The following is a 25,149-nucleotide window of genomic DNA, read 5'->3' on the forward strand; positions in this document are numbered from 1 at the left end:
GGTTCTTCGGCAAAACCGCAGGTGAGATGGGTCACCGGTTGAGGTTCGCCGGGTCGGAGGTTGTGGCGGTTGGGTGTGTCGGTGATGTTCGATCCGATCGTTCGAGGCGCGGTGGCCGAGCCTGTCCGTGTGCGCGGACCGAGCGGCCAGGAGGGCCAACGCTGCCGAGAGGCCTTCATGCCTCGCCACCGGCCAACTCGCCCGATCCAGTGCCCCGTTCGAAGCGAACCGGCCACGCGAGCGGACGGAGAGCGTCCGGCGAGGGGCCGGGAACGGGTTGCCCCACGCCATGAATGCGAGGCACGAAAGGCACGCAAGTACCTTCCATCGTTACCGCGCACACCGTTGTCGGCTCAATGTCCCTGCGGCACGGTTGGCGCCAGTGAAGCGAGGTGACCGCAAGGGCCTGGAACGGCTCGGCTCGGCGAATCGCGTGCATGGTTCTCGAGGGCAGGCGCAATCCGTTCTTTCGCTCTCGTTCCTTGCCGAGTGTCTTCGTCACTGACATCGGCCGCCCATCCGCGGGCCCGGGAGATGTGTAGGGCCACAAACCTTCGTACGAGGTGCTCTCCACATCCGCACACCATCCCGTCGAGGACGACCATGGATTCCCGCGATCTCCCCCCTGGCCAAGGCCGGTCCGGCACCGCTGCGTCCCCGGAGTGCCTCCCCGGCTCCGGGTGGACCCGCGCACTGCGCGATCTGCGTGCCGTACGGCGCCGCCCGGCCCAGATCGCCGCCGCGGTCGTGGGTGCCCAGATGGCCGGCGTCATCCTGGCCAACGAGGCACCCGGTGTCATGGCGATCACCTGGGCGGGACCGCTGAACATCGGGCTCACCCTGGTCCTGGCTCAACTGGCGTTCACCGGCTGGGCAGTCCTGTGGTACGTACGGTATGCGAGGCGCTGTGTGGAGCCCGTGGTCGAGCGTCACAGTGCTTCCTTTCCGCATCTGGAGAGCCACCGGTGAACTCTGTCCTCGCGCTCCCGGATTCCGGCAGGGCCTTCCCCGTTCTCGTTGTCTTCGGCCTCTGCGTCGTCCTTACGCTGTTCCTGTCGATCGGGTCGATCACCCACGAAAAGAACGAACTGAGCGGGTTCTACCTCGGCCAGCGACGGCTGCCGTCGCTTGTCAACGGGCTGGCCATCTTCGGCAGTTACATGTCCGCGGCAGGGATGCTGGGCAATCCCGGTCTGATCGCGCTCACCGGCTACGACGGGATCGCCTATGTGATGGGGCCGATGGTCGCCTGGTCCGTACTGGTACTGCTGGTCGCTGAGCCGTTCCACAGCACCGCACGGTTCACCATCGGCGACTCCCTCGCCCTGCGGCTGCGCGCCCGGCCCGCGCACCTGGCGGCGGGCATCGCGAGCGTGGTCGTCTGCCTGCTGTATCTGACCGCCCAGCTCGTCGGTGCCGGAGCGCTCGCTGTGAGCGTCCTGGGCATCGACGGAGACGCCGCCCAGCGGGTCGTGGTGGCAGCTCTCGGTCTTCTGATGGTCCTTTACGTCGTCATCGGCGGTATGCGCGCCGCGACCCTGGTGCAGAGCATCAAGGCCATGGTTCTCCTCGCCGCGGGCCTGTTCGTCGTGCTGGCGGTGCTCTCGGACGTGGGCTGGAGCCCGGCGCGTCTGCTGGATGCCGCCGTCCTGCACAGCGGCCTCGGTGACCCCTTCCTGGAACCCGGCATCCGCTTCCACGACCACACCAGCAAGATCGATTCGGTGAGCCTGCAACTCGCTTTCGTGCTCGGAGCGGCCGCTCTGCCGCACGTCCTGATGCGTATCGGAACGGTCTCCAGCGGACGCAGAGCCCGTAAGTCGGCCGCGTGGGCGGCCTGCCTGGTCGTCGTCTTCACCCTGTTCGAGGTGATCATGGGCTTGGGCTCTGCGGCGCTGATCGGTTCGAAGCCCATCGAAGAGGATGCTGCCTCCGGGAACCGGGCCGTGCTTCTGCTCGCCGAGCGCCTGGGCGGGTCCTTCCTGCTCACGGTGGTCTCCTGCGTCGCGTTCCTCACGATCGTGGGCGTTGTCGCCGCTCTCACGCTCACCGCGGCGGCGTCCCTGGCTCACGATGTCTACGGTGCGACGATCATGCGGGGCAAGGTGTCCGAGAAGAGCGAACTCCTCGTCGCCCGGCTGGGCGTCGGGCTGATCGGGGTGGCGGCGATCGCGTTGTCGATGGTCGCCCAGCATCTCAACATCGCCTTCCTGGTCAGCCTTGCCTTCGCCATCGCGGCCTCCGCGATTGCCCGCCCTGCTGTTCAACCTGTGGTGGAGGGGTTTCACGACCAGGGGAGCGATCTGGAGCACCTACGGCGGGCTGCTCGTCGCCGTGCTGTTGACCGCACTGTCCCCGGCGGTCTCGGGCAACCCGACTGCGCTGTTGCCCGGTTGGGACTTCGCGGTGTTCCCCTTGAGGAACCCCGGCATCATCTCCATCCCCGTGGGGTTCCTGCTCGCCTGGGCCGGCTCGGTCTCCGACCGGGGCCAGCCGGGCGGGGCGGACTACACGGATACCGAACTCCGCGTCCTCACCGGAACGGGCACGGGGCTTCGCGGCGACTGAGCCGGTGGGGGTTCTACCCCGACGCGGACGGCCAGTGGGAACGGGGGTACGAAGACGATCCCGATCAAGCCGTTCAAGACGTTCGGCAACCTCATCCGGGCCCGCGCGGCCGGAGGGCGGTCGCCCTTCCGATGCCGGGTGGCTACCAGTGACGGCGCCTGTTGAAAGCGCCCTCAGTTGCCGGCGCCGAGGCTGGACATGAACGCGGACGGGTACCGGTCGCCGCGCGCCGCACCCGGCGGCACCGCCTTCTCGATCTCGGCGAGGTCGTCCGCGGTGAGGATCAGCTCCATCGCGGGCAGCGCCTCGGCCAGCCGCTCGCGGGTGCGAGCGCCGACCAGCGGCACGATGTCGTCGCCCTGTGCGGCCACCCAGGCGATGGCCAGCTGGGCGACGGTGCACCCCTTCGCGTCGGCGACCCGGCGCAGCGCCTCCACGAGGGCGAGGTTGTGTTCCACGTTCCCGCTCGAGAATCGCGGGCTGAAGCCGCGGCTGTCGCCGGGGCCGGCGGTGTGGCCGACGGCCCAGTGCCCGGAGATGAGGCCGCGGCTGAGGACGCCGTACGCGGTCAGGCCGATGCCGAGTTCCCGCAGCGTGGGCAGAATGTCCGCCTCCACCGCGCGGGAGATCAGCGAGTACTCGATCTGGAGGTCGGCGACCGGGTGCACGGCTTGCGCCCGGCGGATCGTCGCCGCGTCGACCTCCGAGAGGCCGAGGTGGCGGACGTACCCGGCGTCGATCATCTCCTTGATCGCGCCCACCGTCTCCTCGATCGGTACCGCCGGGTCCAGCCGGGCGGGACGGTAGATGTCGATGTGGTCGGTGCCCAGCCGGGTCAGCGAGTAGGCCAGGAAGTTCTTCACCGCCTCGGGACGGCCGTCCGTCCCACCGAACTCCGCGCCCGGCCCCCGCAGCATGCCGAACTTGACGCTCAGCTGGTAGTTGTCCCGATCCCGGCCGCGCAGCGCCTCGGCGAGCAGCAGCTCGTTGTGGCCCATCGCGTAGAAGTCGCCGGTGTCGATCAGCGTGACACCGGTCTCCAGCGCGGCGTGCACGGTGGCGATGCTCTCCGCGCGGTCGGCCGCGCCGTAAGCGCCCGACATGCCCATCGCGCCCAGGCCCAGTGCGGAAGCGGCCGGGCCGGTGCTGCCCAGGGTTCGTGTCTGCATCGCGTTCTCCTTCGTCGTCGTTCTGTCGGCCACTGTGCGCCCGCGCCGCGACGTACGGGAGCGGAGCGTTCATCCTGGGAGAGCCGCTCCCTGGATCGCCTCACCCGCCGCGAGGACCATGGGGACATGCAACGTGACCAGCTCGCCGACTTCCTGCGCCGCCGCCGCGAGGCGATGCGCCCGGCCGAGGTCGGGATCGCCGACGGCCCCCGCCGCCGCACCACCGGCCTGCGCCGGGAAGAGGTGGCCACGCTCGCCGGCATGTCGGTGGACTACGTCGTACGCCTGGAACAGGGCCGCAGCAGCCAGCCCTCGGTCCAGCTGCTCGGCGCGCTGTCCCGGGCGCTGCGACTCTCCGACGACGAGCGCGACCACCTGTTCCACCTGGCCGGTCACCGGCCCCCACCCGCCGACGGGGTGGCCCGCCTGGCCCGCGCCGGGCTGATCCGCATGCTCGACCTGCTCGGCGACACCCCGGCCCTGGTCCTGTCCGACCTGGGCGAGGTCCTCGCCCAGAACCGGACCGCCCTCCTGCTCACGGGCGACCACACCGGCTTCTCCGGCGACCGCCGCTACATCGCATACCGCTGGTTCACCGACCCCGCAGTCCGCGCCGTCACCCCGCCCGAGGAACGGGAACGCCACGCCCGCCAGCTCGTGGCCGACCTGCGTGCGGCCGCCGGCCGCCGGACCGGCGACACCATGGTCGCCGGACTCGTCGACCGGTTGCAGGCCGCGAGTGCCGACTTCCGCCGGATCTGGGCCGAGCACGAGGTGGCGGTCCGGCGCGCCGACCGCAAGACCCTGCTGCATCCGCGGGTCGGTCGCCTGCTGATGGACTGCGAGACCCTGGTCACCCCCGACCAGGGCCAGCAGCTGCTGGTGCTCACCCCGGCGGACGCCGAGACCCGCGAGCGGCTGGAGCTGCTGCGGGTCATCGGTATCGAGGAATTCCCCACGGGGGCAACGGGCCCGACGGCGCGGTGAAGCGGCCGGCCATGGGCCCACGGGCGAACTCGGCGCCGCAGCAGTCCGCGCCCTACGTGATCCGCAGCGGAGTGTCCGTCGATCCAGTTCGCTCACTGCGCGTCGCTGGGCCCCGGGAGCCGGTGAGGCAATTGCCGGGCAGAACCCTTCTGGCCTGCGCAAACGTCGGGGTTTGGCCGTCTGGCCGAACCCCGACGTCTCACGGTTGAACGGTCATGGGCGGTGACGGTCGCCCGGCTGGGTCAAGGCGAACTACGCGGTCCTCTACCTCAGCCCCGCGGGTTTCGCCCCGGTGGCGCGCCCCGTGCGGACGAGAGCCGATGCCGACGAGTATCAGTAGTGGTACCGGGCCTGGACGATGATCAACTCGTCATCGGTCGGCTTGTACACGAGCCGGTGCGTGTCGTCGATCCTCCGAGACCAGTAGCCCGAAAGGTCGCCCTTCAGGGGCTCCGGCTTGCCGATGCCCTTGAAGGGATTGCGCACGGTGTCCTTGATCAGCTTATTGATGCGTTTGACCATCTTGTGGTCGTTCTCGGCCCAGTAGGTGTAGTCCTCCCAGGCGTGTGACGTGAACGAGATCTTCACGCCTGTCCCGCGTCGGGGTCGATCAGCTCACGCTGCTGAGCCTTGCCGTCCTCCGCCTCGGCGATGGAGTCGAGCAGGCGGCGGGCGTTCTTGGGGGAGCGCAGGAGGTGCACCGTCTCCGTCCAGGAGGTGAAGTCCTCTTCGGACATCAGGACGGCGTTGCCCTTGCGGGAGGTGATGTGGACCGGAGCGTGGTCCTCGTTGACCTGCTCGATCAGCGGGAACAGGTTCTGGCGCGCCTCGCTGGCGGTGATGGGCATGGCTGCCCCCTCTCTTGACTTGTACAAGATATCGTACGAGTTTGTCCGCGTCCACTGATCACCCTCCGGCCCCCTTGTGACCTGGGGTTTTGGGTGATATCTGGGTGGGATCCGTGGTTGATGCTCCCACGGTCGCGGCAAACGAACCCAGCCCTTTCGGTGCTGTCGGTGAGCTGGACCGGGTCAGCCTGCCAGCCGGGCGAGGGCCAGCGCGTGCGCGTGGTCGAGGGAGTCGGCGGCGGCGCAAGGGATGTCCGGCTGCACGCCGGTGCCCTCCCAGTTCGTGCTGGAGACGGGGTTGACGGCGCGGCCGACCGGGATGGTGGCTTCCAGGTGTGGGTGCACGGTCCAGCCCTGGCACGGATGTGCGCCGCCGCGGGTGCGCTCGCCGACGACTACGGCGCGGCCGAGCTGCTGGAGGTCGTACGCCAGCTCCTCGGCGGCGGAGAAGGTGCTGTCGCTGGACAGTACGTACAACGGCTTGCTGCCACCGAAGCGCGTGCCGGGAACGTGCGGCAGGCTCCAGGACTGCTCGCCGCGCTCGCCGCCGTGCCAGTGCATGGTGTTGAGGTGGGTGCGCTCGTCGAGCAGGTAGCTGCAGACGAAGGCGACCGTGTCCGGGTCGCCGCCCCGGTTGGCGCGGAGGTCCACGATCAGCGCCTGGGCGCGGGAGGCCAGCGTGAGCGCGGCGCTCAGCGGTTCGGCGGCCCACTCCAGCGGAAACAGCATCGGTGCCAGCTCCACCACGGCGACGCCTCCGCCGAGCAACTCCACCCGGGGCGCGCCGCCCAGCGAGGTGGCGAAGTCCCGGCGCATGGCGTCCCGGGTGGCCGCCCCCTGCTTCGGGGCGACCGGGTCGGCGTGGTGCTTCAGTCTCAGGTGCCGGTCGCCGTTGACGGACTGCAGGTCCGCGGTGACCAGGCGGGCGAGCTCCTCGGCGTCGTCGACGTCATAGGCCCCCTCGGCGAGGCGTCGTCGCAGCAGGCCGGCGAGCTGCTCGGCTATCTCGGGGAAGATGTAGTGCTCGGTCAGCAGCCGAGCTGTCTCGTCGATGACAGGGGCAGGCGGAAGCTTCGTCGGAGTCGTCATGGCAGGGAGTAGAGCACCGCCCTTGCGAAAGCGTCAAAGAGTTTAGACACTTTCGGAATGCGCGATCAGCCTTCCTGCCTGCCGCCGCCTGAGGCCGTCCTGGAGATCGGTGCGCCTGAGCAGTTCGCGGCGCTCTCTCACCCGTTGCGTCAGCGGTTGCTCTTCGCCCTGGGTCACCGGCCTGCCACCATCAGCCAGCTTGCGGCGCAGCTCGACGCGAAGAAGGGCAATGTGGCCCACCACCTCAAAGTGCTCCGCGAAGCCGGGCTGGTCCACGTCGCCGAGACCCGCCAGGTCCGCGGCGGCACCGAGCAGTACTACCAGCGCACGGCCCGCCACATGGTCGTCGCCGAACCCCAAGCGGCAGGCACCGCCGCGATGCTCGCCGCGGTCGCCCAGGAGCTGGACCTCTCTCCCGCTGAGACCCACCTGACACTGCGCCACCTGCGTCTCAACCCTGCGAAGGCAAGGGAACTCGGCGAGGCCCTCGCCAAACTGGTCGACGAGGCCGAGGAAGACGCAGAGGACCAGCCCGTGCACGGTGTGTTGGTGGCGCTCTATGAGCAGGCTCCGCCGACCGGCACCACCAGTTCCGCCTAGCAGCACCAATCGTTTCGTCGGGGTGTGCTCTGAGCGGCGATATTGCTTCGTGCACGGGGTTTGATCCAGCCCGGGAGGTCAAGGCCGATCGGCGATGCGGTGCGCCAACCAGGCAAGGGCGGGCGGCATCCGGTACTCGACGGCGTGGTGTCCACCCTCGAACAGCTCGAAATGCACGATGTCGTCGGCCACTCCGACTTCCGTAAGGGCATCGCGGAAGGCCAATGCGCCCAGGTCGAGGAACCACTCGTCGTGGGTGCCGGCGTCGATCCAGATGCCGCGCTGGGAGCGGAGGGCGTCGGCGTGCGTGGTGGCCATCCGTACCGGATCCCAGGCCAGCCAGCGTTGCCACTCGTTCTCGCGCAGGGCCCCGGTGCGGGGGTCGAAGGGAAGGGTGGGGGAGCCGTCGGGGCCTGGGGAAAAGCAGGCGGAGACGCCGAGGATCTCCAGGAGGTTCAGGTCCTCCTCCTTGATGAAGGCGGTCCGCGAGCGGAAATCATCCCACCAGCGGAAGATGTCGCCGTCGTAGGGGCGCAGTTGGCGGGCCGCGGTGAGAAAGTGCGGGTGGTACTGGGCCTCGGACAGTGAGTCGCCGGAGTGGGTGGCGAAGGCGCCGAACAGATCTGGGCGGAGCATCGAGGTGACCGTGGCGCCGAGTCCGCCGCTGGACTTGCCCGCGATGGCTCGGTGGTCGCGCGCGGGGAGCGTGCGGTAGCGGGCATCGACGTACGGCACGACCTCTTCGCACAGGTAGGAGTGGTAGCGGCCGGTGCCGGGCGAGTCGATGAACTGGCTGCCGCCGTAGGTGGTCCAGGCGTCCACGAATACCAGCAGCATCCCGGGCGCCTCCCCGCGGGCGAAGATCTCGTCGGCGAGCTCGGGGACTGGCTTCCGGAAGGCCGTGCGGTTGCACCAGACCGGGAGCGTTCCCGCGTAGCCGAGGAGCAGATACGTGACGGGGTAGCGGCGTTCGGGCGCATCGTCGTAGCCCGGCGGGGTGTAGACCCACAGCGGTCGTTGCGCCGGGTCGTCGAGGGGGTTGCCGCGGAGCAGCGCGCTGTCGATGACGTGTTCGTTGATGCGGTCGGCGAGCGTGAAGGTCGACATGCATGCAGAGGCTCGTGCAGCACCTGCAGCAGAAGAAGGAGGCCGCCCTGGCGCGCCACGGCCTGAAGCTGTGGGAGTACGAGATCCTGTGGCGCCTGCGCTCGGCGGGAGAGCCCTACCGCATGGCACCTACACGTCTCGCTCAGGGACTCGGCGTCCACCCCGCCACCCTCACCAGCCGCCTCGACCGTCTGCAGTCGGCGGGCCTGATCACTCGCGAGCACGCACCTGAGGATCGCCGCAGCCTTCTCGTCGGCCTGACTCCCCAGGGAGCCGCAACGTGGGCAGCGGTGATCGATGACCAGCGGGAGGCCGGGGCCACACTGCTCGCGCCCCTGGCCGAGAAGGAGCTGGGGCACCTGGCCGACCTCCTGCGGGTCGTGGCCCTCGCTGTCGAGGAGGACGGTCCGCCCCTCATGCCGCACGTCGACTGAACCTCAGCACCACCACTCAGCCGGAGCATCGATGAGTTCCTCCACTCCGGAGGAGATCAGCGGGACTCCACGACGGCCCTCAGTCAGTTCACCGATCGGTGCGGTGCGACGGGACATGCAGGTCGCGCCTGTATGTCGTTCGCGTTGAAACGTCGACGCCTGGAAGGCCAAAACGGCCGCGTAGGGAACAGCCGTCCCGGCGGCACGGTTGCATCGACCGAGGGACCGGCGTCGCACGGCGGGGAAGGCGGAGAGCACGAGGTCGTCCGTCCACCAGGATCCGGGCCCCAGGATCGCGGTACGCCCGCCGCGCACTCGGATCACGACGTATTTCTACTGGAGGACTGTTTCATGACTGACCGGCCCTTGACGCTCATGGCAGTGCACGCCCACCCCGATGACGAGGCCACCGGGACCGGAGGGGTCCTCGCGCGGTACGCGGCGGAGGGCATCCGGACGGTTCTCGTGACGTGTACCGACGGCGGCTGCGGTGACGGACCGGGGGGTGTCAAGCCGGGCGATCCCGGGCACGATCCGGCGGCCGTCGCCTTGATGCGCCGTCAAGAACTCAAGGCGAGCTGTGACGTCCTGAAGGTCAGCGACCTGGAGATGCTGGACTATCCCGACTCCGGGATGACGGGCTGGCCGAGCAACGACGCCCCCGGATCCTTCTGGCAGACCCCCGTGGAGGAAGGCGCCACCCGACTCGCGGCACTCATGCGGCACTACCGGCCCGATGTGGTCGTCACCTACGACGAGAACGGCTTCTACGGCCACCCCGACCACATCCAGGCCCACCGCATCACGATGGCGGCGCTGGAGATGACCACGCTGACCCCGAAGGTGTACTGGACGACGATGCCCCACTCGGGGATGCAGCGGTTCGGCGAGATCATGCGCGAGTTTCACGAGGACATGCCGGAGCCGGATCCTGCCGAGGCCGCCGCGATGGCCGAGATCGGCCTCCCCGACGATGAGATCACCACGTGGGTGGACACCACCGCGTTCAGCGGTCAGAAGTTCGACGCACTGGCCGCGCACGCCAGTCAGGGCGAGAACATCTTCTTCCTCAAGATGGGCAAGGAGAGGTTCGGCGAGCTGATGGGCATGGAGACCTACCTACGTGTCAAGGACGCCACCGGCGCCGCCGTACCCGAGAACGACCTCTTCGCCGGGCTGCGCTGATCCGCCCTGCCGACCCGACACCGCGCCCGTCCCCAAACCACCTGGCAACCGCACAGGTGGGAGACCTGCCAGCCCGCGGCTACCCTGGGGCGTCTCCGATAACCGCTGTCAGGCGGTGTACAACCTCACCGCTTGGTGCTCCCGGCCCCTCGGCGGCGAAGATCGGCAGGGGCGGACCGACCACCGCCACAGCATCAAGAGGGGGAATGCCCATGAGCGTGACAGGAATGGACGCGGACCTGGGGCGAAGACGTCCGCGGCCTGCTGCCGGTGGGCTGCTGGACGCGCGCGAAGCGCTGACCCGTGAGCTGGCCGACGTGCTGTTCACCTCGTTCGTCCGACGGGACCAGCGGGAGAAGGGCGAGCAGTACCTGCGTGGCCTGCTCAGGGCCCGTGGCCGCAAGTCCATCCGCAACGTCGCCGCCCATGTCGGTGGACCGGCCGCCGAACAGAGCCTCCACCACTTCATCTCCAGCTCTACCTGGGACTGGATGCCGGTGCGTGAGGCACTCGCGGCCCACCTGGAACAGGCCGTCGCCCCACAGGCGTGGGTGGTGCGGTCCATGCCGATCCTCAAGGCCGGCCACCAGTCCGTCGGAGTGGACCGCGTGTTCGACCCCTGCCTAGGGCACGCGTTCCGTGGGCAGCACGCCTTTGGGGTGTGGTACGCCAACGAGAAGTTCAGCGTGCCTGTGCACTGGCGGCTGCATCTGCCGGAGACCTGGGTGCAGGACGACAACCGGCGGCGCCGAGCCGATATCCCGGAGGCCGTCGGCGAAGAGACGGCGGAGGAGTGCGCCTCCGCTGCCGTCCTGATGGCGCTGACGTCCTGGCAGGTTCCGGTGCGGCCGGTGGTGCTCAACACGCACGTCACCCGGATCGCCGCCACCGTCGGACGGTTCACCCAGGCCGGAGTGCCCGTCATCGTCCGGGCCGGCGGCGCTTCCCCGGTCACGGTGCGCGACCCCGCCCTGCCCGGCTACGGCGCCGGACCGCTCGGCGCTCAGCAGATCCTCGCGGCGGTGCGCGGGCTGGGCCGGCGGGTCGAGTGGACCGACCCCGCGAGCCCCTCCCGCACCCGCTGCGACTCGGTCGCCGTCGCAGTCCGGGTGGGAGGCGCGGCCAGATCCGGACGGCCGGGCCGGGACGGCACCAGGGAGGGAGAGCTCATGCTGCTGGGAGAGTGGGAGAGCGGCAGCCATGTGCCCACGGCGATGTGGATCACCAACATGGCCTCCGTGCCGGTCGGCACGCTGCTGCGGATGACCAAGCTGGCCGGGCGGGCCCGCCGCGATCTGGCGGAGGTCGGTGAACATGTCGGACTCAAGGACTTCGAGGGGCGCTCCTTCAGCGGCTGGCACCGCCACATCACCCTGGCCTCCGCCGCCCACGCGGTCGTGGCCCTCGCGGGCAGTGGCAGCGCGCCTCACCTGGCTGACTCGGCATGAGCGCCTACCGCGTCCCTGCTCCTTCGCCGGTGTTGTCGGAGTGCCGGCGGACCGCGTCCCGGGCCCGCAGCAGGCGCAGCGCCAGCTGGATCTCCAGGGTGTTCGCGGGCTTCTGCAAGTCCGGGCCCAGCAGTTCGGTAATGCGCTCCAGGCGGCGTGAGACGGTATTGGTGTGCACATGGAGGTGTCCCGCGGCTCGCATCGGGCTGCTGCCCGAGGGGGTGAAGTACGCCTCCAACGTGGCCACGAGATGGGTGGAACGCCTGCGGTCGTAGTCGACCACCGCGCCCACCGTGGATGCGATGCCTCCTGGTACACCTCGGCGACCGGGGCGAGCCCGGCGGCCGGGCCTGCTGCGTCGACGGTGACCGGATGCCCGAGGAAGCGGGAGAGCTCGTCGCCGACGGTCCGCGCCGCCCACGAGGCGTCGGTCCCGGGCAGCAGCAGGACCAGGCAGTCACCGCGGACGGTCTTCAGCCCGTAGTGCCGGTAGGAATACGACGAGGCCGCATGTTCTCGCCCGCGTACGGCGTCGTCGAGGACGCGTACGGGCGGCGCATCGAGATCCTCCAGGGTGTCGACATCGCCCGACCCTCCCTGATGCTCGCCCGCACCAAGGGCGCCGGCGACCTCCCCTTCCCCGAGTTTCATGCGCCGCCCGCTGACCCGGTGCCGCTGGTACGTGCCTGGTTCGATGAGGCCGTGCGCCTCGGCGTGCGTGAGCCGCGGGCGCTGGCGCTTGCCACCGCCTGCACCGACGGCCGCCCCTCGACCCGCATGGTGGCGCCGAACCGGATCGAGGACGACGGGTTCGTTTTCGCCACCCACATCGGCAGCCGCAAAGGCCGCGAGATGACCGCCAACCCCTGGGCGTCCGGGGCGCTGTACTGGCGCGAGACCAGTCAGCAGCTCGTCGTCACCGGCGCGGTGGAGCGTCTCTCCGCCGCCGTCGCCGACCCGCTGCCCCGGCCCGAGGGCTACGTGGGCTTTCCGCTGCGCTTCGACTCCCTGGAGTTCTGGGCCAACGGCGCGGACCGGTTGCACGAACGCCTGGTCTACGAGCGCTCCGGCGCCGGCTGGCGCGCCCGTCGGCTCCAGCCGTGAGCCGACCTGACATAGTTCCCCGTCGCTTGTGGCGGCCCCCCTGCGGGGCGCGCAGACTCACCTGTGCGACTTCCGGAAAACCGAATCCTCGCGGAAATGGAGAAGCCTCCGCATTCGGGCCCGTGCGGCTACCCAGATGGGCCGGGGAATTTCGCCGAAGACCAAGGAGATGCAGTGGTTGAGGACCCCGAAACGGTGGCGGCCGGCTATGTCAAGGCGTGGCGTTCGACGTGACGACTTGGTTCGACCTGCACACCACGCTCGCTGCGCCCACCCCGGTGGCCAACTGGATGCACGTCGAGAGCGGCCGGATCAAGGACGACCCCTGAGGACCTGGCCCGGATCTGGGTCGAACTGGCGAATTCCGGGGATGCCGAAGGGCTCGCGGATCTGTATGAGCCCGACGCCGTCATGGCTTTTCCGATCGGCAACACCATCGTGGGCCGAACAGCGATACGCGAGGCATTCGAGCAGATGCTGACGATGCAGTCGCACTACGAGTTGGAGGAGTCGCTGCCGACCTTGCACCACGGCGACCTCGCCCCCACGTCGACGATCCCCGCCGACCACAGCGCCGGCCGATACCAGGTGGCGCGACGTCAGCCCGACGGCACCTGGCTGCGCATCCTCCACTCCTCCGGCTACTTCGCCCGACCGGAAGGGCCCACCGCCGCATGAACGAGACCACCCTGACCGCCGAGGCATACGCCACCGGTCTGCTCAACAAGGACCGCCCACCGAGGTGAGCTGACTGCGGCTGCTGGAGCAGAGCCGGCGCCGGTTCCGTCGCGTACTGGCTCGCCGACCGGGTGCCGTACGGCGGTGTGGCGGCAGGCGCAGCGGGCCTGGCTGACCGCTCTCGCAGCACAGGGCATCGACCTGGCGTGGGCCCGCCGTACTCCGGCACGGTTCGCGCCCTGGTGGCCGACGTTCCGGCCCCGCCATATCGACCTTCCTCTACTCCAGTTGGGGCCGCCGCCCTACGGCCGACCGAGCCGTGGAGCCGGGCCCTCGAGACATCGAATGATGTGAAAGGAAAACCGTGACACAGGCACAGAACACGACACACGGTCGTGCCCCCGCGTCCAGCACGGTCATCGCGTGGTTGGCGTTCGCGACCATGTTCGTCATCGGGACCGACACGTTCCTGGTCGCCCCGATGCTGCCCACGCTGGCGGACGAGTTCGACGTCTCCACTAGTACCTCCGGATGGATGGTCAGCGCCTACGCCCTGGGGTTCGCGCTGTTCGCCCTGGTGGCCGGCCCGCTGTCGGACGGACGCGACCGGCGGGGCGTGCTCCTGCTGGGCTTCGCCGGGTTCGCGGTGGCCACCGCGCTGTGCGGCGTGGCGCAGGGCCTGTGGACGATGATTCTCTTCCGCTTCCTGGCCGGCATGTTCGCGGCGCTGTGCACCCCGCAGATCTGGGCGTCCATCCCGGTCCTGGTGGCCCGCGAGGCGATCATGAAAACGATGGGCATCGCCGGGGCGGGCATGTCCATCTCGCAGGTCGTCGGTGTCCCGGTCGGCGGCTGGCTGGCGGCCTCCTCCTGGCACGTGCCGTTCTTCGTGGTCGCCGCATTGTCGGGTGTCGCCTGGCTGCTGCTGTGGAAGGTGTTCCCATCCGTTCCATCGGCCCGGGCACAGGGCGCGGCCACCGGCATCGTCGGAACGTACACCGAGCTGTTCAGGTCGAAGACCTTCACGTGGTACTTGCTTGCCTACCTCGTTTACCAGACCGGTGTGTTCGAGACCATCTCGTTCATCGGCTCCTGGCTGCACAAGGACTTCGACTTGGGTGTCAGCGCCGTCGGCGCCGCGATGATGGCGCTGGGCGTCGGCATGGCCATCACGTCCATCTTCGGTAGCCGCCTGATCCGGAAGATCGGCGAACACCGCACGCTCGCCGTGGTGTTCACGGGACTGATCGTCTTCTACAGCGCGGTGCCGTTCGCCCCCAACCTGGGTCTGGCGATCGCCGGTCTCGCGGCCGGGTCTGCCGTCCTCGGCCTCGGCTACCCGATCTTCATGGCGATGCTGCTGGCCCAGACGACGGCCGCCCGCGGCACGGTGTCGTCGCTGTCGACGACCGCGCTGTACGCGGGTACGACGATCGGCGGTCTGGTCGGCGGTGTGCTGCTCACCGAGTTCGACGGCTTCAAGGGCGTTGCCGGGTTCACCGTGCTGGCGCTGGCCGTCTCAGCGGTGATCTTCGGGGCGGCAGGTGCCTTCCGGGCGCCGAAGCCGGCCGGGGTCACGGAGGGTGCGCCGACCGAGGCCGAGCCCACGGCGGCGTGACCTGACCACCGTACGAACGGGTGGGGTGTCGTACCACCGGGCGGGCCCAGGGTTGTGGACCCGCCCGGTGGCACGGCACCACTGCTCGTCCGTATCTCGCTGCGCACACCGGTCACCCCACGGGCGGGGGAGAGCACGGTCGGCGTCCACAAGCGCTTCTGCCCGGGTTACGGCCAGGTGCTCAACGCCCAGTACCTCGTGGGTCTGTGGGCCGCCTCCACACCCATGTGCTATCCGCTCGCCTGGCGGTTGCTGCTGCCGCCCGAATGGTTCCAGGATGAGGCGCGCCGAGCCCGTGCGGACGTGCGCGGTGTCGACATCCCCGCCCGCCTCGGCATCCGCGACTTCACCGGTCGTTCCTACGGCGGCTGGAACCGCCACGCCACGCTCACGTCGTGGCGCACGCGATCGCGCTGTTGAGGTCGGAAGCGGACGGCGAACGCCCCGGACCATGATCGGTCCCGGGTGAATCCAAGCGTCGCTGCCGGTCCACCCTTCAGCCGTCGACGACACGTACCATGCGGCAATGGGCCATGCGACCGGGCTCAGAAACGGTCCGGGGCACGCTCCGGGAGCGGGGACCCGGGGAGCGCGTCCCGCTTCTGGTTCTTTCGTGCCTCCGCGTTCGAGCCGGCCGTCGCCTCGCAGGTCACGTCCTTCGCCGGGAGGTTGCCGGTGAGCAGGTAGTCGGTGACCGTGCCGTCCGTGCACGCGTTGCCGTTCGGGTAGACGCCATGGCCCTCGCCGCCGAGGACGGTGACCATTTTCGAGCCCTTCAGGTCGGCGTGCAGGGCCTGACCGCTGGGCAGGGGGGTCTGCGGGTCCCACTCGTTCTGAACGACCAGGGAGCCGGCCGTGTTGTTCACCTTGGTTGCCGGTTCCACGGATTTTTCCCAGAACGCACAGGGCTTGATGCTGGACGCGAAGTCACCATAGAGCGGGTAACGGCCCTTGTCCTCGATGGCGTCCTGCCGGTAGCTCTCGGGATCGCGGGACCACGCGGCCGAGTTGTCGCCGCACACCACGGCCCAGAAGCTCGCCGTCATGTTGTCGGACGGCGCCTCGGCGGCATCGGCGGCGGCGCGGGCCGTTCCGGTCCTCGTCCTCTCGGATCCGGCGAACGGGGCGAGCTTCTTCGTGGAGGCGGGCTCGCCGGCCGCGGCCTTCTTCAGCTCCACGACCGCCTCGGTGGCGTACTCCGGGGTGAAGACCGCCTGGCGCATACCGCTCCGGATGTCATCACCGGTGGTCGGCTGCCCCTCTACCTCGATGGGCTTCTCGTCGGCCTGCGCGACCAGGTCCCAGAGGGTCCGGTCGACCTCCTTCGCGGTGTCGCCGAGGCCGTACTTCTCCGAACGTTCGGCGGCCCACTCGGTCCACCGGTCGAACGCGGGCTCGGCGCCCTCCGCCCACCACTGGATCATCCCTCGCCAGGCGCGCGCCGGATCGACCGCGCTGTCCAGTACGAACCGGTCGGCCCGGCCCGGGAAGAGCTGGGTGTAGACGGCGCCCAGGTAGGTGCCGTACGAGTAACCCACGTACGAGATCTTCTTCTCACCGAGGATCGCCCGGAGCAGATCCATGTCACGCGCGGTGTTGCGCGTGGTGATGTGCGGGAGTGTGTCGCCCGCTTTCTCCTCGCACTTGTTCGCGACGCCGCGTGCCCAGGCGACGTCCTTGTCGAACGTCTCCTCCTTGTACGGCCGCAGCGGGTTCTCCTCCTCCGGCTCCAGGTCGCAGGAAACCGGGCTGCTCTTTCCCACACCGCGCGGGTCGAAGCCGATGAGGTCGTATTTCTGCTGTGCGGACTCGGGAAGCCTGTCCTGCATCCCGAGCGGCATGTAGAGCCCCTGCCCCCCGGGGCCGCCGGGGTTGGAGAACAGGACCCCGTGCCGCTTGTCGGGCGCGGTGCTCTTGATCCGGGATATGGCCAAGTCGATCCGCTTGCCCCCGGGAACCCGGTAGTCCAGCGGGACCTTGATCGTGGCGCACTCGAACTCCGCCGGAGAGTCGGCTTCGCACCGCTTCCACTGCGGCTTCTGCTTCGCATAACGGTCCAGCGCGCCCTTGGCGGCGGACGAGGGGGCGGTCGACGGGGTGGCGGCCGGAGCGGCGGTGGCCGTCGAGGTGGCGAGCGCGGGAGCCAGCGTTGCCGTGACACTGACAGCCAACAGGGGCCCGAGACATCGTCTACGCACGTAATCGTTCCTTCCGGTCGCGTGATCGGACAGGAACGATCATTCTGGTGACGTGCGTCGGGAACATCAGCCGAGTGGCCCCAACTCCCCTCCGTCTTGGGAGTGATGTGACTGCGGCACATGATCCCCTGGTCGTAGGGGACGGTGCCCTGACGGGGCCCCGCGCCGACGGAGAGATCGCCGACACCGGCCCGGCCGTTCCACACCCGGTGGCGGTTCCGCACTTGGGTGATGACGCCGGGGGGGCTTCTCAGGCTCGAAGCGAGGGGAAGGTTGTCGCTCGACGACAGCTTGAGAAGTGGCTGCCCGGGGTGGTGTGCGGTACGGGCTACCGGCCCGAGCACATCACCGTGCGGCACCTGCTCAACCACACGAGCTGTCGGAGTTGCTCGACGCGGTCCCGGTCGACGGGGGCAAGGGGCACGGGGGCACGTCCTGACCATGAACCGGAATGGCGACTGGGGGAGCAGAAGCTGGAGGACGCGGTGGTCGAGGCCGAGTTCTGCCAGGGCTGACGTGCAGCCGTCGTATATCCGCTGGTCAGGGCCTACGGCACGCTCTGTGCGGACGCGCGGGCGGCCGGGCTCGGGGCCGCGGTCAGCTGGGGGTGTGGGACCGGGGGTGGCTGTCGGGGGCCGTCTTGCGTTCGGCCTCGTCCTGGACGAGCCAGGAGAGCAGTGATGCCACGGTCAGCCCGGCTTCGGCCGGGTGGCGCAGTACTTTGCTCGGGTCGATCTGGTACGTGTTGGTGCGTCCTTCCCGGATGTGGGAGAGATAGCCGTCCCGCTCCAGGTCAGAAATGATCTTCTGGACGGCGCGTTCGGTGAGTCGGCAGTGCGCGGCGATATCGCGGATGCGGGCGTTGTGGTTGTCCGCGATGGCTGCCAGCACCCGTGCATGGTTGGTCAGGAACGTCCATCCGGTGTGTGACTCGGGCACTTCATCCATGGTCCAACTCTAGAGACTGGTCATACGTGCATTCAAAAGCACGTAACGCATTTCATGTATTGGTTGACGTATGTGGGGCAGGTAGGTGAATCTGAAGGCCGAGGCTGGCGACCAGACAAGGGGAGGCCACCGCCATGCCGGAACCTGCACAGCCCCTCATCGTGGAGGGCGCCGGGCACGCGGAGGGGGACGGCGAGTCGGCGGTGCTCATGCCCTGCTCGGTGGCCGTCGACGTCGTGCCGGACGGCCACCGGATGCGCGTGAGTGTGCGGGGGGAACTCGACTTCGGCGGCCAGCTGCTCCGGCGCGACCTGGACGAGGCCCTTCGCCGGTCGGGCGGCGGCATCGACCTGGACCTGACCGCGTTGCAATTCTGCGACTGCTCCGGCCTCAACATCCTGCTCGGCCTGCGCCAGTGCGCCCTTGACCAGGGCAAGACCGTCGCCATCCGCGGAAGTAGCCCGGCCGTCGAGCGGCTGCTCGAGGTGACCGGTACCCGGGATCTGTTCGCTCACCCGGGCCCCGACGACGAAGCCGCCGAAGCCACCGCATCCGATGCTCGCCACGACGCGGGGCCGGGGCGGGAAACCGAGCAGGGCTTACGCACCGAAGTGACCCAATTACGCCGGGCCATGCGGACCCGGCCGACCATCGACCTGGCCCGCGGCATGTTGATGGCCTCCTTCGGTCTGAGCCCCGAAGCGGCCTGGAGAGTGCTGGTCACCATCTCCCAGAACACCAACACCAAGGTGCACCGCCTGGCCCGGGACCTGGTCGGCACGATCCACGGAGGCAGGCTGCCCGAAGCGGTCCAGAAGCAACTGGAGGCCGCGGTCGCCGAAGCGAACCCCGCGCCCACTCCGCCGGCGCGGTCAGGGGAGCAGTTCGGAGGCGGGTAGGTCGCCGCGGAAGGCCGTACGGTCCTCTCCCCGGCCACCGTGACCTACGCGTCAGAGCGCGCTGCGCAGTGCCTGGACCGTACCGGCCAACTCCGGGGTGCCGCCTGCGGTGTTCAGCGCCGCGCTGAGGACCTCGGAGTAGGTGCCGCGCGCGTCGGCGTAGCGCTGCCTGCCGTCGTCGGTGATGACGGCGTAGACACCGCGCTTGTCGTCGGGACACAGGTCCCGGACGGCGAAGCCGGCCGAGAAGAGCCGGCCCACCAGCCGGGTCACCGAGCTCTGTCCGAGGCCGATCTTGTCGGCGAGTTCCTGCATGCGCAGCTCGCCGTCCTTGGCCTGGACGAGACACTCCAGGGCGCGGAACTCGGAGAGCCCTATTCCGTGTTTGCGCTGGAGGACCTGGGTGAGCTGGTGTTCCACCTGTGCGTGCAAGGTGAGGATCCTGCCCCACATGGCCTGGTCGGACGAGGCGGTCGACGCGGGGGAAATCGTGGTCATGGGGCGGCTCCCTCTCGGGCGGTCTCAGGCGGTGCGTTGACAACAAGATACATGTGCATGCAAGCTTACTCCGCTTCAGTCCGCTCATCGGGACTTCCTGCCATCTGAAAGCATGCACGTACAAGCAAATATATGGGCGGTGTCATCCCGCTCCGCCTGACCGCAGTCTGAGACAAGGACTACGCATGCACTGGCTCCACCTCGCCATAGCCGTCATCTTCGAGATCACCGTCGCCATCGCAGCAGGCAAGGCCGAGGGCTTCACCAACCGCCGGTGGACCATCGCAACTCTGCTCAGCGGTGCCATCGCGACGTACTTCCTCAGCAAGGCGCTGCTCACCTTCGACGTCGGCGTCGGCTACGCCCTCTGGACGTCCGTTGCCGGAATCGGCATCACCGTTCTCGGTGCGCTGCTCTTCGGTCAGCGCCTGAACTGGCGCAAGGCGCTCGGGATCGCCGTCGTCATCGCCGGGGTCGTCGGCCTCCAGCTCAGCGGTGTCGCCTGAGGCTCCCGCGCCACCATCCGATTCATCCCGCGAAAGGACTCACGGACATGTCCAACACCCACCCCAACTCAGCACAATCCTGGCTCATGCTCCTCCTCGCCGGAGGGTTCGAGGTCGGCTACGCGCTCTCCGTCGGCGGAAGCCATGGCTTCACCCGCCTGACGTGGTCGCTGGTCGCTGTCGTGTTCTTCCTTCTGACGCTCTACGCGCTGAGCGTCGCACTGCGCACCATCGACGTCGGAATCGGCTATGCCGTCTGGGCGGGGATCGGCGCGGTCGGCGCGGCGCTCCTCGGTCCCGTCTTCTTCGACGAGACGCTCACCCCGGCCCGAGCCGTGTGTTTGGGCGTCATCGTCGCCGGACTGGTCTGGCTCAAGCTCGCCGACAGGCCGCAGAACCCCCAGGAGCCCGTGGACGGTCCGCAGGGCGTCCAGGGGGCCGTTGCCAGGTCGTAGGAAGCCCGACGGGCAGGACGGCAGGACCTGACGTCACTCCTCGCCGACGTGGGTGATCCGGCTGTCGCCGAGGCGGTGTTGCACGTCGTGGAGGAGGCGGTGCAGCAGCGATGTGAGGTGGGCCTGCTCGTCGGGGGTCAGGCCGTCGATCAACTCGGACTCGCGGCCGAGCACCTGGTCCACGGTCGACTCGACCAGCTCGTGGCCCGCCGGGGTCAGGGTGACCTCGACCGTACGGAGGCGGCCTGGGACAGGTTGGCGGGTGACCAGGCCCTCGCGTTCGGCGCGGGCGGTGCGTTGTGAGATGGCGCCCGCCGTGACCAGGGAGCGACGGCTGAGCTCGCGGGTGCTGAGCGTGTACGGGGGACCGTCGCGGCGCAGGACGCTGAGCAGGTCGAGGGTGGCGGCGTCCACTCCGGCCTGGGCGAGGACCCGGCGCCGGTCGTCGCCGAAGAGCTTGGCCAGCTGCCAGATCGGCGTGACGATCCGGATCGAGGAGACCGGGGTTCCGGGGCGCTCCCGCTCCCAGGCGGCGGCGATGTCCCGCGCATGGTCGTGCTCGGTGTCGTCCACCGGCCGCTCGTTGTTGCCTCCCGCCCTGGGTTCGTTTGGCATGGCACCTCTCCTCAGATACGTTTAGGTCTAAATTTAGATCTGAACACGCGATCGGAGGCCAGCTTATGTCACGCAACATTCTGATCACCGGCGGCGGTACGGGTATCGGCCGTGCGGTCGCCCGGCACTTCGCCGAGCGCGGCGAGCACGTGATCGTCACCGGTCGCCGCCCCGGCCCGCTCAAGGAGTTGGCGGACGAGGCGGGCGTCCACGCCCTGGTCTGCGATCACACGGAGCCCGAAGCCCTCGTCGGGCTGCCGGCCGAGCTGCCCGACCGGCTCGACGTGCTGGTCAACAACGCGGGCGGCAACACCGACTTCGACGCCGACGGAAAGTCGGACCTCGCCTCCTACGCCCGTGACTTCCGCGCCAACCTCGACGCGAACCTCGTCAGCGCCGCGCTGACGACACAGTGCGTGGACGGCCGGCTCGCTTCCGGCGGCGCGGTCGTGCACATCGGGTCGATCGCTGCCGACCAGGGGGCCGGTGCCTACGGCGCGTCCAAGGCCGGACTCGCGGCATGGAACGTCGACTTGGCCGGTCGGCTCGGCCCGCGCGGAATCACCGCCAACGTGGTTTCCCCCGGCTACATCGCCGACACCGAGTTCTTCCGCGACCAGCTCACGGACGAACGCCGCGAGTGGCTGATCGCCTCCACCGCCACGGGCCGCCCGGGCTCGCCCACGGACATCGCGGAAGCGGTCGCCTTCCTCGCCTCCCCGGCGGCCCGCCACATCACGGGCCAGGTGCTGAACGTGAACGGGGGCGCTCACAAGACACGTTGACCAGACCCTGGCCGTGGCGTGTCCGGTCGACGGCTCACACCCCGGTGGAGCCGTCGAGGCACTCGCGCAGGAGATCGGCGTGGCCGATGTGCCGTGCGTACTCGGCGATCAGGTCCACCAGGATCCTGCGCAGGGAGATCGGCTCGCCGGTGCTCTTGCGGATCCCCGTTTCCTCCAGCGACGCGGCGGCAGCCGTGATCTGTCGGGAGCGCTCGCACTCCGCCCGCCAGACGGCGAAGGCTTCGCCGACGTCACCGTCCAGGGTGTCGAAGTCCTGGTCGGGGTCGTCGTCGGAGTAGTAGAGCATCGGAACGTCCTCGCCCGCGAACTGGATGCGGAACCACCAGCGTTCGACGCCCGCCAGATGCCGGACGATGCCGTGCAGGGACATGCTGGACGGCGGCACCGCCCGTTCGGACAGCCGCTCCGGAGGCAGACCGGCGCACTTGAGCTCGAAGGTTGCCCGGTGCCAGTCCAGGACGGCGCTCAGGGTCTCCCTTTCGCCGCCGACGCTGGGCGGGGTCGGGCGGGCGTCGCTGTCCCATCGAGGTGCGTAGTGCTTGGGGGCGGGTGGTGTGTCGGTCATCGTCTGCCTTCCTGGTCGGGGACGGACGGATCGAGCCTGACAGGCACCACTGACATCGGGCCTGACGCCTGCGCGTTGTCGGCTCCGGCCAGGTCCGGGGCGGGCGGGGGTTGCGGGATCCGCCGCCTCACGGCCCCACTTCGCCCGTGCCTCGCCGGACGAAGGCGCTGGGGACGGTGACGGTGCGCGGCGGGCGGTCGGGGGTGGCGATCCGGTCGATGGCCAGGCGTGCCGCCTGTCGGCCGACTTCCTGCGGGTCGCGGACGACGGCCGAGACGCCGAGCCCCTTGGAGACGTCGGTTTCGTCGAGTCCGATGAAGGCGAACGCGTGCTGTCCGGCGAGCCGTTCGATGAGGACACCCGTGCTGATGCCGAGGTTGAGCGCGAGGACGGCCGTGGGGGGTGACGGCAGGTCCAGCAGGCGTACGACCGCTTCGCGGGCCTGCTGAGGGGTCGTGAGGTCGCCGACCACCAGCGGCGGTTCCTCCCGGACGCCCGATTCGGCGAGGGCGCTTCGGTAGCCGCCGAGCCGCTGCGTGGCGCGGAAGGAGTCCAGGCGGCCGGTGAGTGCGGCGATGCGGTGGTGGCCGAGGCCGATGAGGTGCTGGGTGGCCTGCTGGACGGCGTGGTCGTCGTCGGTCATGACGACGTCGGCGGCCAGGTCGGCGGCGGGGCGGCCCACCAGGACGACGGGGGTGCCGTGGGTGTGCTCGGGGGAGAGGAAGTCGCGGTGGTCGCCGTCGGGCATCATCAGCAGGGCGCTGACGCGGCGGTCGATCATGGCGCGGGCGAGTTCGGGTTCCCGTGCGGGGGTGTCGTCGGTGGAACCGATGATCAATTGGAGTCCCGCGTGGCGGAGTTCCCGTTCGGCCCCGGAGGCGACTCCGGCCTGGAAGAGGTTGGTGAAGCCGGCGGTGACCAGTCCGACGGCCGCCTCGCGGCGGCCGTACCGCAGATCGCGGGCGATGGGGTTGGGCGAATAGCCCAGGAGCTGGACCTGTTCCATGACGCGTCGGCGGGTCTCGGGCTCGACGCGGGGAGAGTTCTGGAGGGTCCGGGTGACGGTCGCGGTGCTCACACCGGCCGCCTTCGCCACGTCACGGAGGGTGACGCGCTGCTCTGCCCTGCCCGGCATCGTGTGCCCCTCCCGATGTGGTGACTGGGTGTCGCTGAGCGGTTTCATCGCCATGTAACCGTTGACATGCCCCGGGGCGAGCCTAACACTGAGGGCCCGTGTTGACGTTTACATGGCCATGTTGACGTTTACATGACGCACATCGAACGATCATGCGGAGAGTTGCCATGAAGCCCCTGCTCACCGATGGCCGACTGGGCGCGAGCCCGGCCGCGGCCCTCGTCGACCACGTCAACGCCGTCGAACTGGACGACGAAGTGGCCGCCGCGGAGCACTTCGCCAAGATCGACTTGGCGCACGCCCTGATGCTCACCCAGCAGCGCGTCTTCGCCCCCGAGCAGGGGCGGCCGCTGGTGGCGGCGCTGCTGCGCCTGCTCGACGGGGACGCCGAGAAGGTGCTCGCCGGGGACGCGGCGGTCGGCACGATCACGCTGCAACTGGAACGGCATCTGGAGGAGGAGTGCGGCCCGGCGGGTCTTGACATCCAGCGCGCCCGCAGCCGTATCGACCAGAAGGCCACCGGCGTCCGCATGGCCGACCGGGCCGCGCTGCTGCACGTCATGCGCGAGCTGCTGCGGCTCGGGGAAGTCCTGCTGGACGCGGGCGCCGCGTACGACGCGGTCATCGCCCCCGGCTATACGCATCTCCAGCACGCCCAGCCCACCACCCTGGGGCACTACTTCAACGCCCACTACTGGACGGTGTCCCGGAACCTCGCGCGGATGGCGCAGCTGTACGAGCGGCTGAACGAGTGCCCGCTGGGCGGCGCCGCCCACAGCGGTACGGACTGGCCCATCGACCGCGAGGCCACCGCCGCCTACCTCGGATTCGCCCGCCCGGTCCGCAACGCGCGGGACGCGGGGCTGTCCGCCCTGGACGCCGGGGCCGAACTCGCCGCCGTGCTGGGCCTGACCCTGTCCGGGGTCAGCCGGTGCGCGTCCGACCTGTTCTACTGGTCGTCCTCCGAAGTCGCCCTGGTACGGCTGCATCCCTCCCTGTGCGGCACGTCGAGCATGATGCCGCAGAAGCGCAACCCGATCGTGCTGGAGCGGATCCGGGGCCTCGCCGGGGACGCGGCGGGCTGGACGGCCAGCCAGCTGGGAGTGCTCCACTTCGCGACGTCCACCGACGCCGACCAGGGCTACGTACACAACCGCATGCCCGGGTACTGCCATGAGACGGCGGGCGCCATCCATCTGCTGGCCCAGTCGGTCGCCACGCTGGAGGTCGACGCCGAGCGGCTGCGCCGGTCCGCGGAACGGCACTGGTCGACGGCCAGCGCCCTGGCGGACGATCTCGTACGCGTCCACGGCATGAGTTTCCGCGACGCCCATGAGACGGTGGCCCGTTTCGTCACCGCGCACGAGGCGGCCGGAGCGACCGAGGGAACGATCCGCCCCGACCTCGCCGACGGCCCCCTGCGCGACTACACCCCGGACCAGCTGCGTCACCTCCTCGACGTGCAGTCGTTCGTCGACGGCCGCCACAGCGCCGGTGGCACCAGCCCGGCACGGCGCGCGGAGCTGGCGACCGAGGCGGCCGGTGACATCAAGGCACACCAGGACACCGTCGTCGCGTTCACCGCCGCGGCGGCAGCGGCCGAGGACCGGCTCGTACGTGACGCCGTGGCCCTCCTGGACGCGCAGCCGCCCCACGAGGACTGACCCTCCCGCCCTTCGGCGCAGGGGA

28 protein-coding genes are annotated in these 25,149 nt (G+C 69.5%); 16 read left to right on the plus strand and 12 right to left on the minus strand.

Annotated elements, in window-relative coordinates:
* The first annotated feature begins 603 nt into the window (after positions 1-603).
* Together SSOG_RS54095 and SSOG_RS30650 are read left to right on the plus strand one after the other, a co-directional pair.
* On the plus strand, positions 604-969 hold the full coding sequence (locus SSOG_RS54095) for a DUF485 domain-containing protein (protein WP_050800015.1): 366 nt from the start codon (positions 604-606) through the stop codon (positions 967-969).
* A complete protein-coding gene (locus tag SSOG_RS30650; protein ID WP_050800016.1) occupies positions 966-2,720 on the plus strand; it encodes a solute symporter family protein in 1,755 nt (584 codons plus the stop codon). The genes SSOG_RS54095 and SSOG_RS30650 overlap by 4 nt, the downstream gene beginning before the upstream one ends.
* 21 nt (positions 2,721-2,741) lie before the next feature.
* Here the strand turns inward: SSOG_RS30650 and SSOG_RS30655 are convergent, their stop codons facing one another.
* A complete protein-coding gene (locus tag SSOG_RS30655) occupies positions 2,742-3,737 on the minus strand; it encodes an aldo/keto reductase (RefSeq protein ID WP_039939090.1) in 996 nt (331 codons plus the stop codon).
* A 126-nt stretch (positions 3,738-3,863) separates the two neighbouring features.
* On the opposite strand from SSOG_RS30655, the gene SSOG_RS30660 reads away from it, so the two are divergent.
* A complete protein-coding gene (locus SSOG_RS30660; RefSeq protein WP_009718144.1) occupies positions 3,864-4,724 on the plus strand; it encodes a helix-turn-helix transcriptional regulator in 861 nt (286 codons plus the stop codon).
* A gap of 333 nt (positions 4,725-5,057) precedes the next feature.
* Here the strand turns inward: SSOG_RS30660 and SSOG_RS30665 are convergent, their stop codons facing one another.
* The 3 genes from SSOG_RS30665 to SSOG_RS30675 all read right to left on the minus strand — a co-directional run bounded on the left by SSOG_RS30665 (position 5,058) and on the right by SSOG_RS30675 (position 6,661).
* On the minus strand, positions 5,058-5,312 hold the full coding sequence (locus SSOG_RS30665) for a Txe/YoeB family addiction module toxin (protein WP_009718145.1): 255 nt from the start codon (positions 5,310-5,312) through the stop codon (positions 5,058-5,060).
* Positions 5,309-5,572, minus strand: a complete 264-nt coding sequence (locus tag SSOG_RS30670) for a type II toxin-antitoxin system Phd/YefM family antitoxin (RefSeq protein WP_009718146.1) — start codon at positions 5,570-5,572, stop codon at positions 5,309-5,311. The genes SSOG_RS30665 and SSOG_RS30670 overlap by 4 nt, the downstream gene beginning before the upstream one ends.
* 183 nt (positions 5,573-5,755) lie before the next feature.
* Positions 5,756-6,661 carry a S41 family peptidase gene (locus SSOG_RS30675; RefSeq protein ID WP_009718147.1) on the minus strand — a complete coding sequence of 302 codons (906 nt, stop codon included), beginning with the start codon at positions 6,659-6,661 and terminating at the stop codon, positions 5,756-5,758.
* Positions 6,662-6,718: 57 nt separating this feature from the next.
* Between SSOG_RS30675 and SSOG_RS30680 the strand changes: the two genes are divergently transcribed.
* The gene (locus SSOG_RS30680; RefSeq protein WP_050800017.1) at positions 6,719-7,261 is read left to right on the plus strand and encodes an ArsR/SmtB family transcription factor; all 543 of its coding nucleotides are present in this window, start codon (positions 6,719-6,721) and stop codon (positions 7,259-7,261) included.
* Positions 7,262-7,339: 78 nt separating this feature from the next.
* Here the strand turns inward: SSOG_RS30680 and SSOG_RS30685 are convergent, their stop codons facing one another.
* Positions 7,340-8,368 (minus strand): alpha/beta hydrolase, encoded by a 1,029-nt coding sequence (locus SSOG_RS30685; protein WP_039939091.1) that lies wholly within the window; start codon positions 8,366-8,368, stop codon positions 7,340-7,342.
* A 14-nt stretch (positions 8,369-8,382) separates the two neighbouring features.
* On the opposite strand from SSOG_RS30685, the gene SSOG_RS30690 reads away from it, so the two are divergent.
* From SSOG_RS30690 to SSOG_RS30700, 3 genes are all read left to right on the plus strand, one after another.
* Positions 8,383-8,802, plus strand: coding sequence for a MarR family winged helix-turn-helix transcriptional regulator (locus SSOG_RS30690; protein ID WP_245606412.1), 420 nt, complete (start codon positions 8,383-8,385; stop codon positions 8,800-8,802).
* Between the two features lie 351 nt (positions 8,803-9,153).
* Complete coding sequence (locus tag SSOG_RS30695) at positions 9,154-9,987, plus strand: PIG-L family deacetylase (RefSeq protein WP_009718151.1); 834 nt, start codon at positions 9,154-9,156, stop codon at positions 9,985-9,987.
* Between the two features lie 212 nt (positions 9,988-10,199).
* Positions 10,200-11,435 (plus strand): IS701 family transposase, encoded by a 1,236-nt coding sequence (locus SSOG_RS30700; protein WP_167542523.1) that lies wholly within the window; start codon positions 10,200-10,202, stop codon positions 11,433-11,435.
* A gap of 4 nt (positions 11,436-11,439) precedes the next feature.
* Here SSOG_RS30700 and SSOG_RS56505 read toward each other — a convergent pair whose 3' ends face one another.
* On the minus strand, positions 11,440-11,718 hold the full coding sequence (locus SSOG_RS56505; RefSeq protein WP_425385437.1) for a helix-turn-helix domain-containing protein: 279 nt from the start codon (positions 11,716-11,718) through the stop codon (positions 11,440-11,442).
* A gap of 227 nt (positions 11,719-11,945) precedes the next feature.
* Between SSOG_RS56505 and SSOG_RS30710 the strand changes: the two genes are divergently transcribed.
* The 4 genes from SSOG_RS30710 (at position 11,946) to SSOG_RS30725 (ending at position 15,255) form a co-directional block, all read left to right on the plus strand.
* Positions 11,946-12,539: a pyridoxamine 5'-phosphate oxidase family protein gene (locus SSOG_RS30710; protein ID WP_050800019.1), complete on the plus strand. Its 594-nt coding sequence runs from the start codon at positions 11,946-11,948 to the stop codon at positions 12,537-12,539.
* Positions 12,540-12,893: 354 nt separating this feature from the next.
* Complete coding sequence (locus SSOG_RS30715; protein ID WP_342634420.1) at positions 12,894-13,217, plus strand: YybH family protein; 324 nt, start codon at positions 12,894-12,896, stop codon at positions 13,215-13,217.
* 364 nt (positions 13,218-13,581) lie between these two features.
* Positions 13,582-14,835 (plus strand): MFS transporter, encoded by a 1,254-nt coding sequence (locus tag SSOG_RS30720; protein WP_009718156.1) that lies wholly within the window; start codon positions 13,582-13,584, stop codon positions 14,833-14,835.
* Between the two features lie 54 nt (positions 14,836-14,889).
* Positions 14,890-15,255: a transposase gene (locus SSOG_RS30725; RefSeq protein WP_009718157.1), complete on the plus strand. Its 366-nt coding sequence runs from the start codon at positions 14,890-14,892 to the stop codon at positions 15,253-15,255.
* A gap of 125 nt (positions 15,256-15,380) precedes the next feature.
* Here the strand turns inward: SSOG_RS30725 and SSOG_RS30730 are convergent, their stop codons facing one another.
* Together SSOG_RS30730 and SSOG_RS30735 are read right to left on the minus strand one after the other, a co-directional pair.
* Positions 15,381-17,033 carry an alpha/beta hydrolase gene (locus SSOG_RS30730; protein WP_039939096.1) on the minus strand — a complete coding sequence of 551 codons (1,653 nt, stop codon included), beginning with the start codon at positions 17,031-17,033 and terminating at the stop codon, positions 15,381-15,383.
* A 597-nt stretch (positions 17,034-17,630) separates the two neighbouring features.
* Entirely contained in the window at positions 17,631-17,981 is a 351-nt protein-coding gene (locus tag SSOG_RS30735; protein WP_009718160.1) for a helix-turn-helix transcriptional regulator, read from the minus strand.
* 134 nt (positions 17,982-18,115) lie between these two features.
* Between SSOG_RS30735 and SSOG_RS30740 the strand changes: the two genes are divergently transcribed.
* Entirely contained in the window at positions 18,116-18,880 is a 765-nt protein-coding gene (locus tag SSOG_RS30740) for an ANTAR domain-containing protein (RefSeq protein WP_245606413.1), read from the plus strand.
* A 51-nt stretch (positions 18,881-18,931) separates the two neighbouring features.
* On the opposite strand, the gene SSOG_RS30745 is transcribed toward SSOG_RS30740, so the two are convergent.
* Positions 18,932-19,378 (minus strand): MarR family winged helix-turn-helix transcriptional regulator, encoded by a 447-nt coding sequence (locus SSOG_RS30745; RefSeq protein WP_009718162.1) that lies wholly within the window; start codon positions 19,376-19,378, stop codon positions 18,932-18,934.
* A 185-nt stretch (positions 19,379-19,563) separates the two neighbouring features.
* On the opposite strand from SSOG_RS30745, the gene SSOG_RS30750 reads away from it, so the two are divergent.
* Both SSOG_RS30750 and SSOG_RS30755 read left to right on the plus strand, forming a co-directional pair.
* Positions 19,564-19,884, plus strand: coding sequence for a DMT family transporter (locus SSOG_RS30750; protein WP_009718163.1), 321 nt, complete (start codon positions 19,564-19,566; stop codon positions 19,882-19,884).
* 47 nt (positions 19,885-19,931) lie between these two features.
* On the plus strand, positions 19,932-20,339 hold the full coding sequence (locus SSOG_RS30755; RefSeq protein ID WP_009718164.1) for a DMT family transporter: 408 nt from the start codon (positions 19,932-19,934) through the stop codon (positions 20,337-20,339).
* Between the two features lie 33 nt (positions 20,340-20,372).
* Here SSOG_RS30755 and SSOG_RS30760 read toward each other — a convergent pair whose 3' ends face one another.
* A complete protein-coding gene (locus tag SSOG_RS30760; protein ID WP_050800020.1) occupies positions 20,373-20,954 on the minus strand; it encodes a MarR family winged helix-turn-helix transcriptional regulator in 582 nt (193 codons plus the stop codon).
* 65 nt (positions 20,955-21,019) lie between these two features.
* Between SSOG_RS30760 and SSOG_RS30765 the strand changes: the two genes are divergently transcribed.
* Entirely contained in the window at positions 21,020-21,739 is a 720-nt protein-coding gene (locus tag SSOG_RS30765) for an SDR family NAD(P)-dependent oxidoreductase (RefSeq protein WP_009718166.1), read from the plus strand.
* Between the two features lie 34 nt (positions 21,740-21,773).
* Here the strand turns inward: SSOG_RS30765 and SSOG_RS30770 are convergent, their stop codons facing one another.
* Both SSOG_RS30770 and SSOG_RS30775 read right to left on the minus strand, forming a co-directional pair.
* On the minus strand, positions 21,774-22,325 hold the full coding sequence (locus SSOG_RS30770) for a DinB family protein (RefSeq protein WP_009718167.1): 552 nt from the start codon (positions 22,323-22,325) through the stop codon (positions 21,774-21,776).
* Positions 22,326-22,452: 127 nt separating this feature from the next.
* On the minus strand, positions 22,453-23,460 hold the full coding sequence (locus SSOG_RS30775) for a LacI family DNA-binding transcriptional regulator (protein WP_039941989.1): 1,008 nt from the start codon (positions 23,458-23,460) through the stop codon (positions 22,453-22,455).
* 167 nt (positions 23,461-23,627) lie between these two features.
* Between SSOG_RS30775 and SSOG_RS30780 the strand changes: the two genes are divergently transcribed.
* The gene (locus SSOG_RS30780; protein ID WP_106516484.1) at positions 23,628-25,124 is read left to right on the plus strand and encodes an argininosuccinate lyase; all 1,497 of its coding nucleotides are present in this window, start codon (positions 23,628-23,630) and stop codon (positions 25,122-25,124) included.
* Positions 25,125-25,149 lie beyond the last annotated feature (25 nt).

Source organism: Streptomyces himastatinicus ATCC 53653, assembly GCF_000158915.1.
Lineage (GTDB): Bacteria > Actinomycetota > Actinomycetes > Streptomycetales > Streptomycetaceae > Streptomyces > Streptomyces himastatinicus.

Coding starts and splice junctions, on each gene's coding strand:
- SSOG_RS30710 (WP_050800019.1), top strand. CDS start 11,946: ATGTTCTCGCCCGCGTACGGCGTCGTCGAGGACGCGTACGGGCGGCGC.
- SSOG_RS30700 (WP_167542523.1), top strand. CDS start 10,200: ATGAGCGTGACAGGAATGGACGCGGACCTGGGGCGAAGACGTCCGCGG.
- SSOG_RS30675 (WP_009718147.1), bottom strand. CDS start 6,661: ATGACGACTCCGACGAAGCTTCCGCCTGCCCCTGTCATCGACGAGACA.
- SSOG_RS30750 (WP_009718163.1), top strand. CDS start 19,564: ATGCACTGGCTCCACCTCGCCATAGCCGTCATCTTCGAGATCACCGTC.
- SSOG_RS30775 (WP_039941989.1), bottom strand. CDS start 23,460: ATGCCGGGCAGGGCAGAGCAGCGCGTCACCCTCCGTGACGTGGCGAAG.
- SSOG_RS30740 (WP_245606413.1), top strand. CDS start 18,116: ATGCCGGAACCTGCACAGCCCCTCATCGTGGAGGGCGCCGGGCACGCG.
- SSOG_RS30780 (WP_106516484.1), top strand. CDS start 23,628: ATGAAGCCCCTGCTCACCGATGGCCGACTGGGCGCGAGCCCGGCCGCG.
- SSOG_RS30660 (WP_009718144.1), top strand. CDS start 3,864: ATGCAACGTGACCAGCTCGCCGACTTCCTGCGCCGCCGCCGCGAGGCG.
- SSOG_RS54095 (WP_050800015.1), top strand. CDS start 604: ATGGATTCCCGCGATCTCCCCCCTGGCCAAGGCCGGTCCGGCACCGCT.
- SSOG_RS30735 (WP_009718160.1), bottom strand. CDS start 17,981: ATGGATGAAGTGCCCGAGTCACACACCGGATGGACGTTCCTGACCAAC.
- SSOG_RS30680 (WP_050800017.1), top strand. CDS start 6,719: ATGCGCGATCAGCCTTCCTGCCTGCCGCCGCCTGAGGCCGTCCTGGAG.
- SSOG_RS30685 (WP_039939091.1), bottom strand. CDS start 8,368: ATGTCGACCTTCACGCTCGCCGACCGCATCAACGAACACGTCATCGAC.
- SSOG_RS30695 (WP_009718151.1), top strand. CDS start 9,154: ATGACTGACCGGCCCTTGACGCTCATGGCAGTGCACGCCCACCCCGAT.
- SSOG_RS30770 (WP_009718167.1), bottom strand. CDS start 22,325: ATGACCGACACACCACCCGCCCCCAAGCACTACGCACCTCGATGGGAC.
- SSOG_RS30755 (WP_009718164.1), top strand. CDS start 19,932: ATGTCCAACACCCACCCCAACTCAGCACAATCCTGGCTCATGCTCCTC.
- SSOG_RS30655 (WP_039939090.1), bottom strand. CDS start 3,737: ATGCAGACACGAACCCTGGGCAGCACCGGCCCGGCCGCTTCCGCACTG.
- SSOG_RS30745 (WP_009718162.1), bottom strand. CDS start 19,378: ATGACCACGATTTCCCCCGCGTCGACCGCCTCGTCCGACCAGGCCATG.
- SSOG_RS30765 (WP_009718166.1), top strand. CDS start 21,020: ATGTCACGCAACATTCTGATCACCGGCGGCGGTACGGGTATCGGCCGT.
- SSOG_RS30760 (WP_050800020.1), bottom strand. CDS start 20,954: ATGCCAAACGAACCCAGGGCGGGAGGCAACAACGAGCGGCCGGTGGAC.
- SSOG_RS30670 (WP_009718146.1), bottom strand. CDS start 5,572: ATGCCCATCACCGCCAGCGAGGCGCGCCAGAACCTGTTCCCGCTGATC.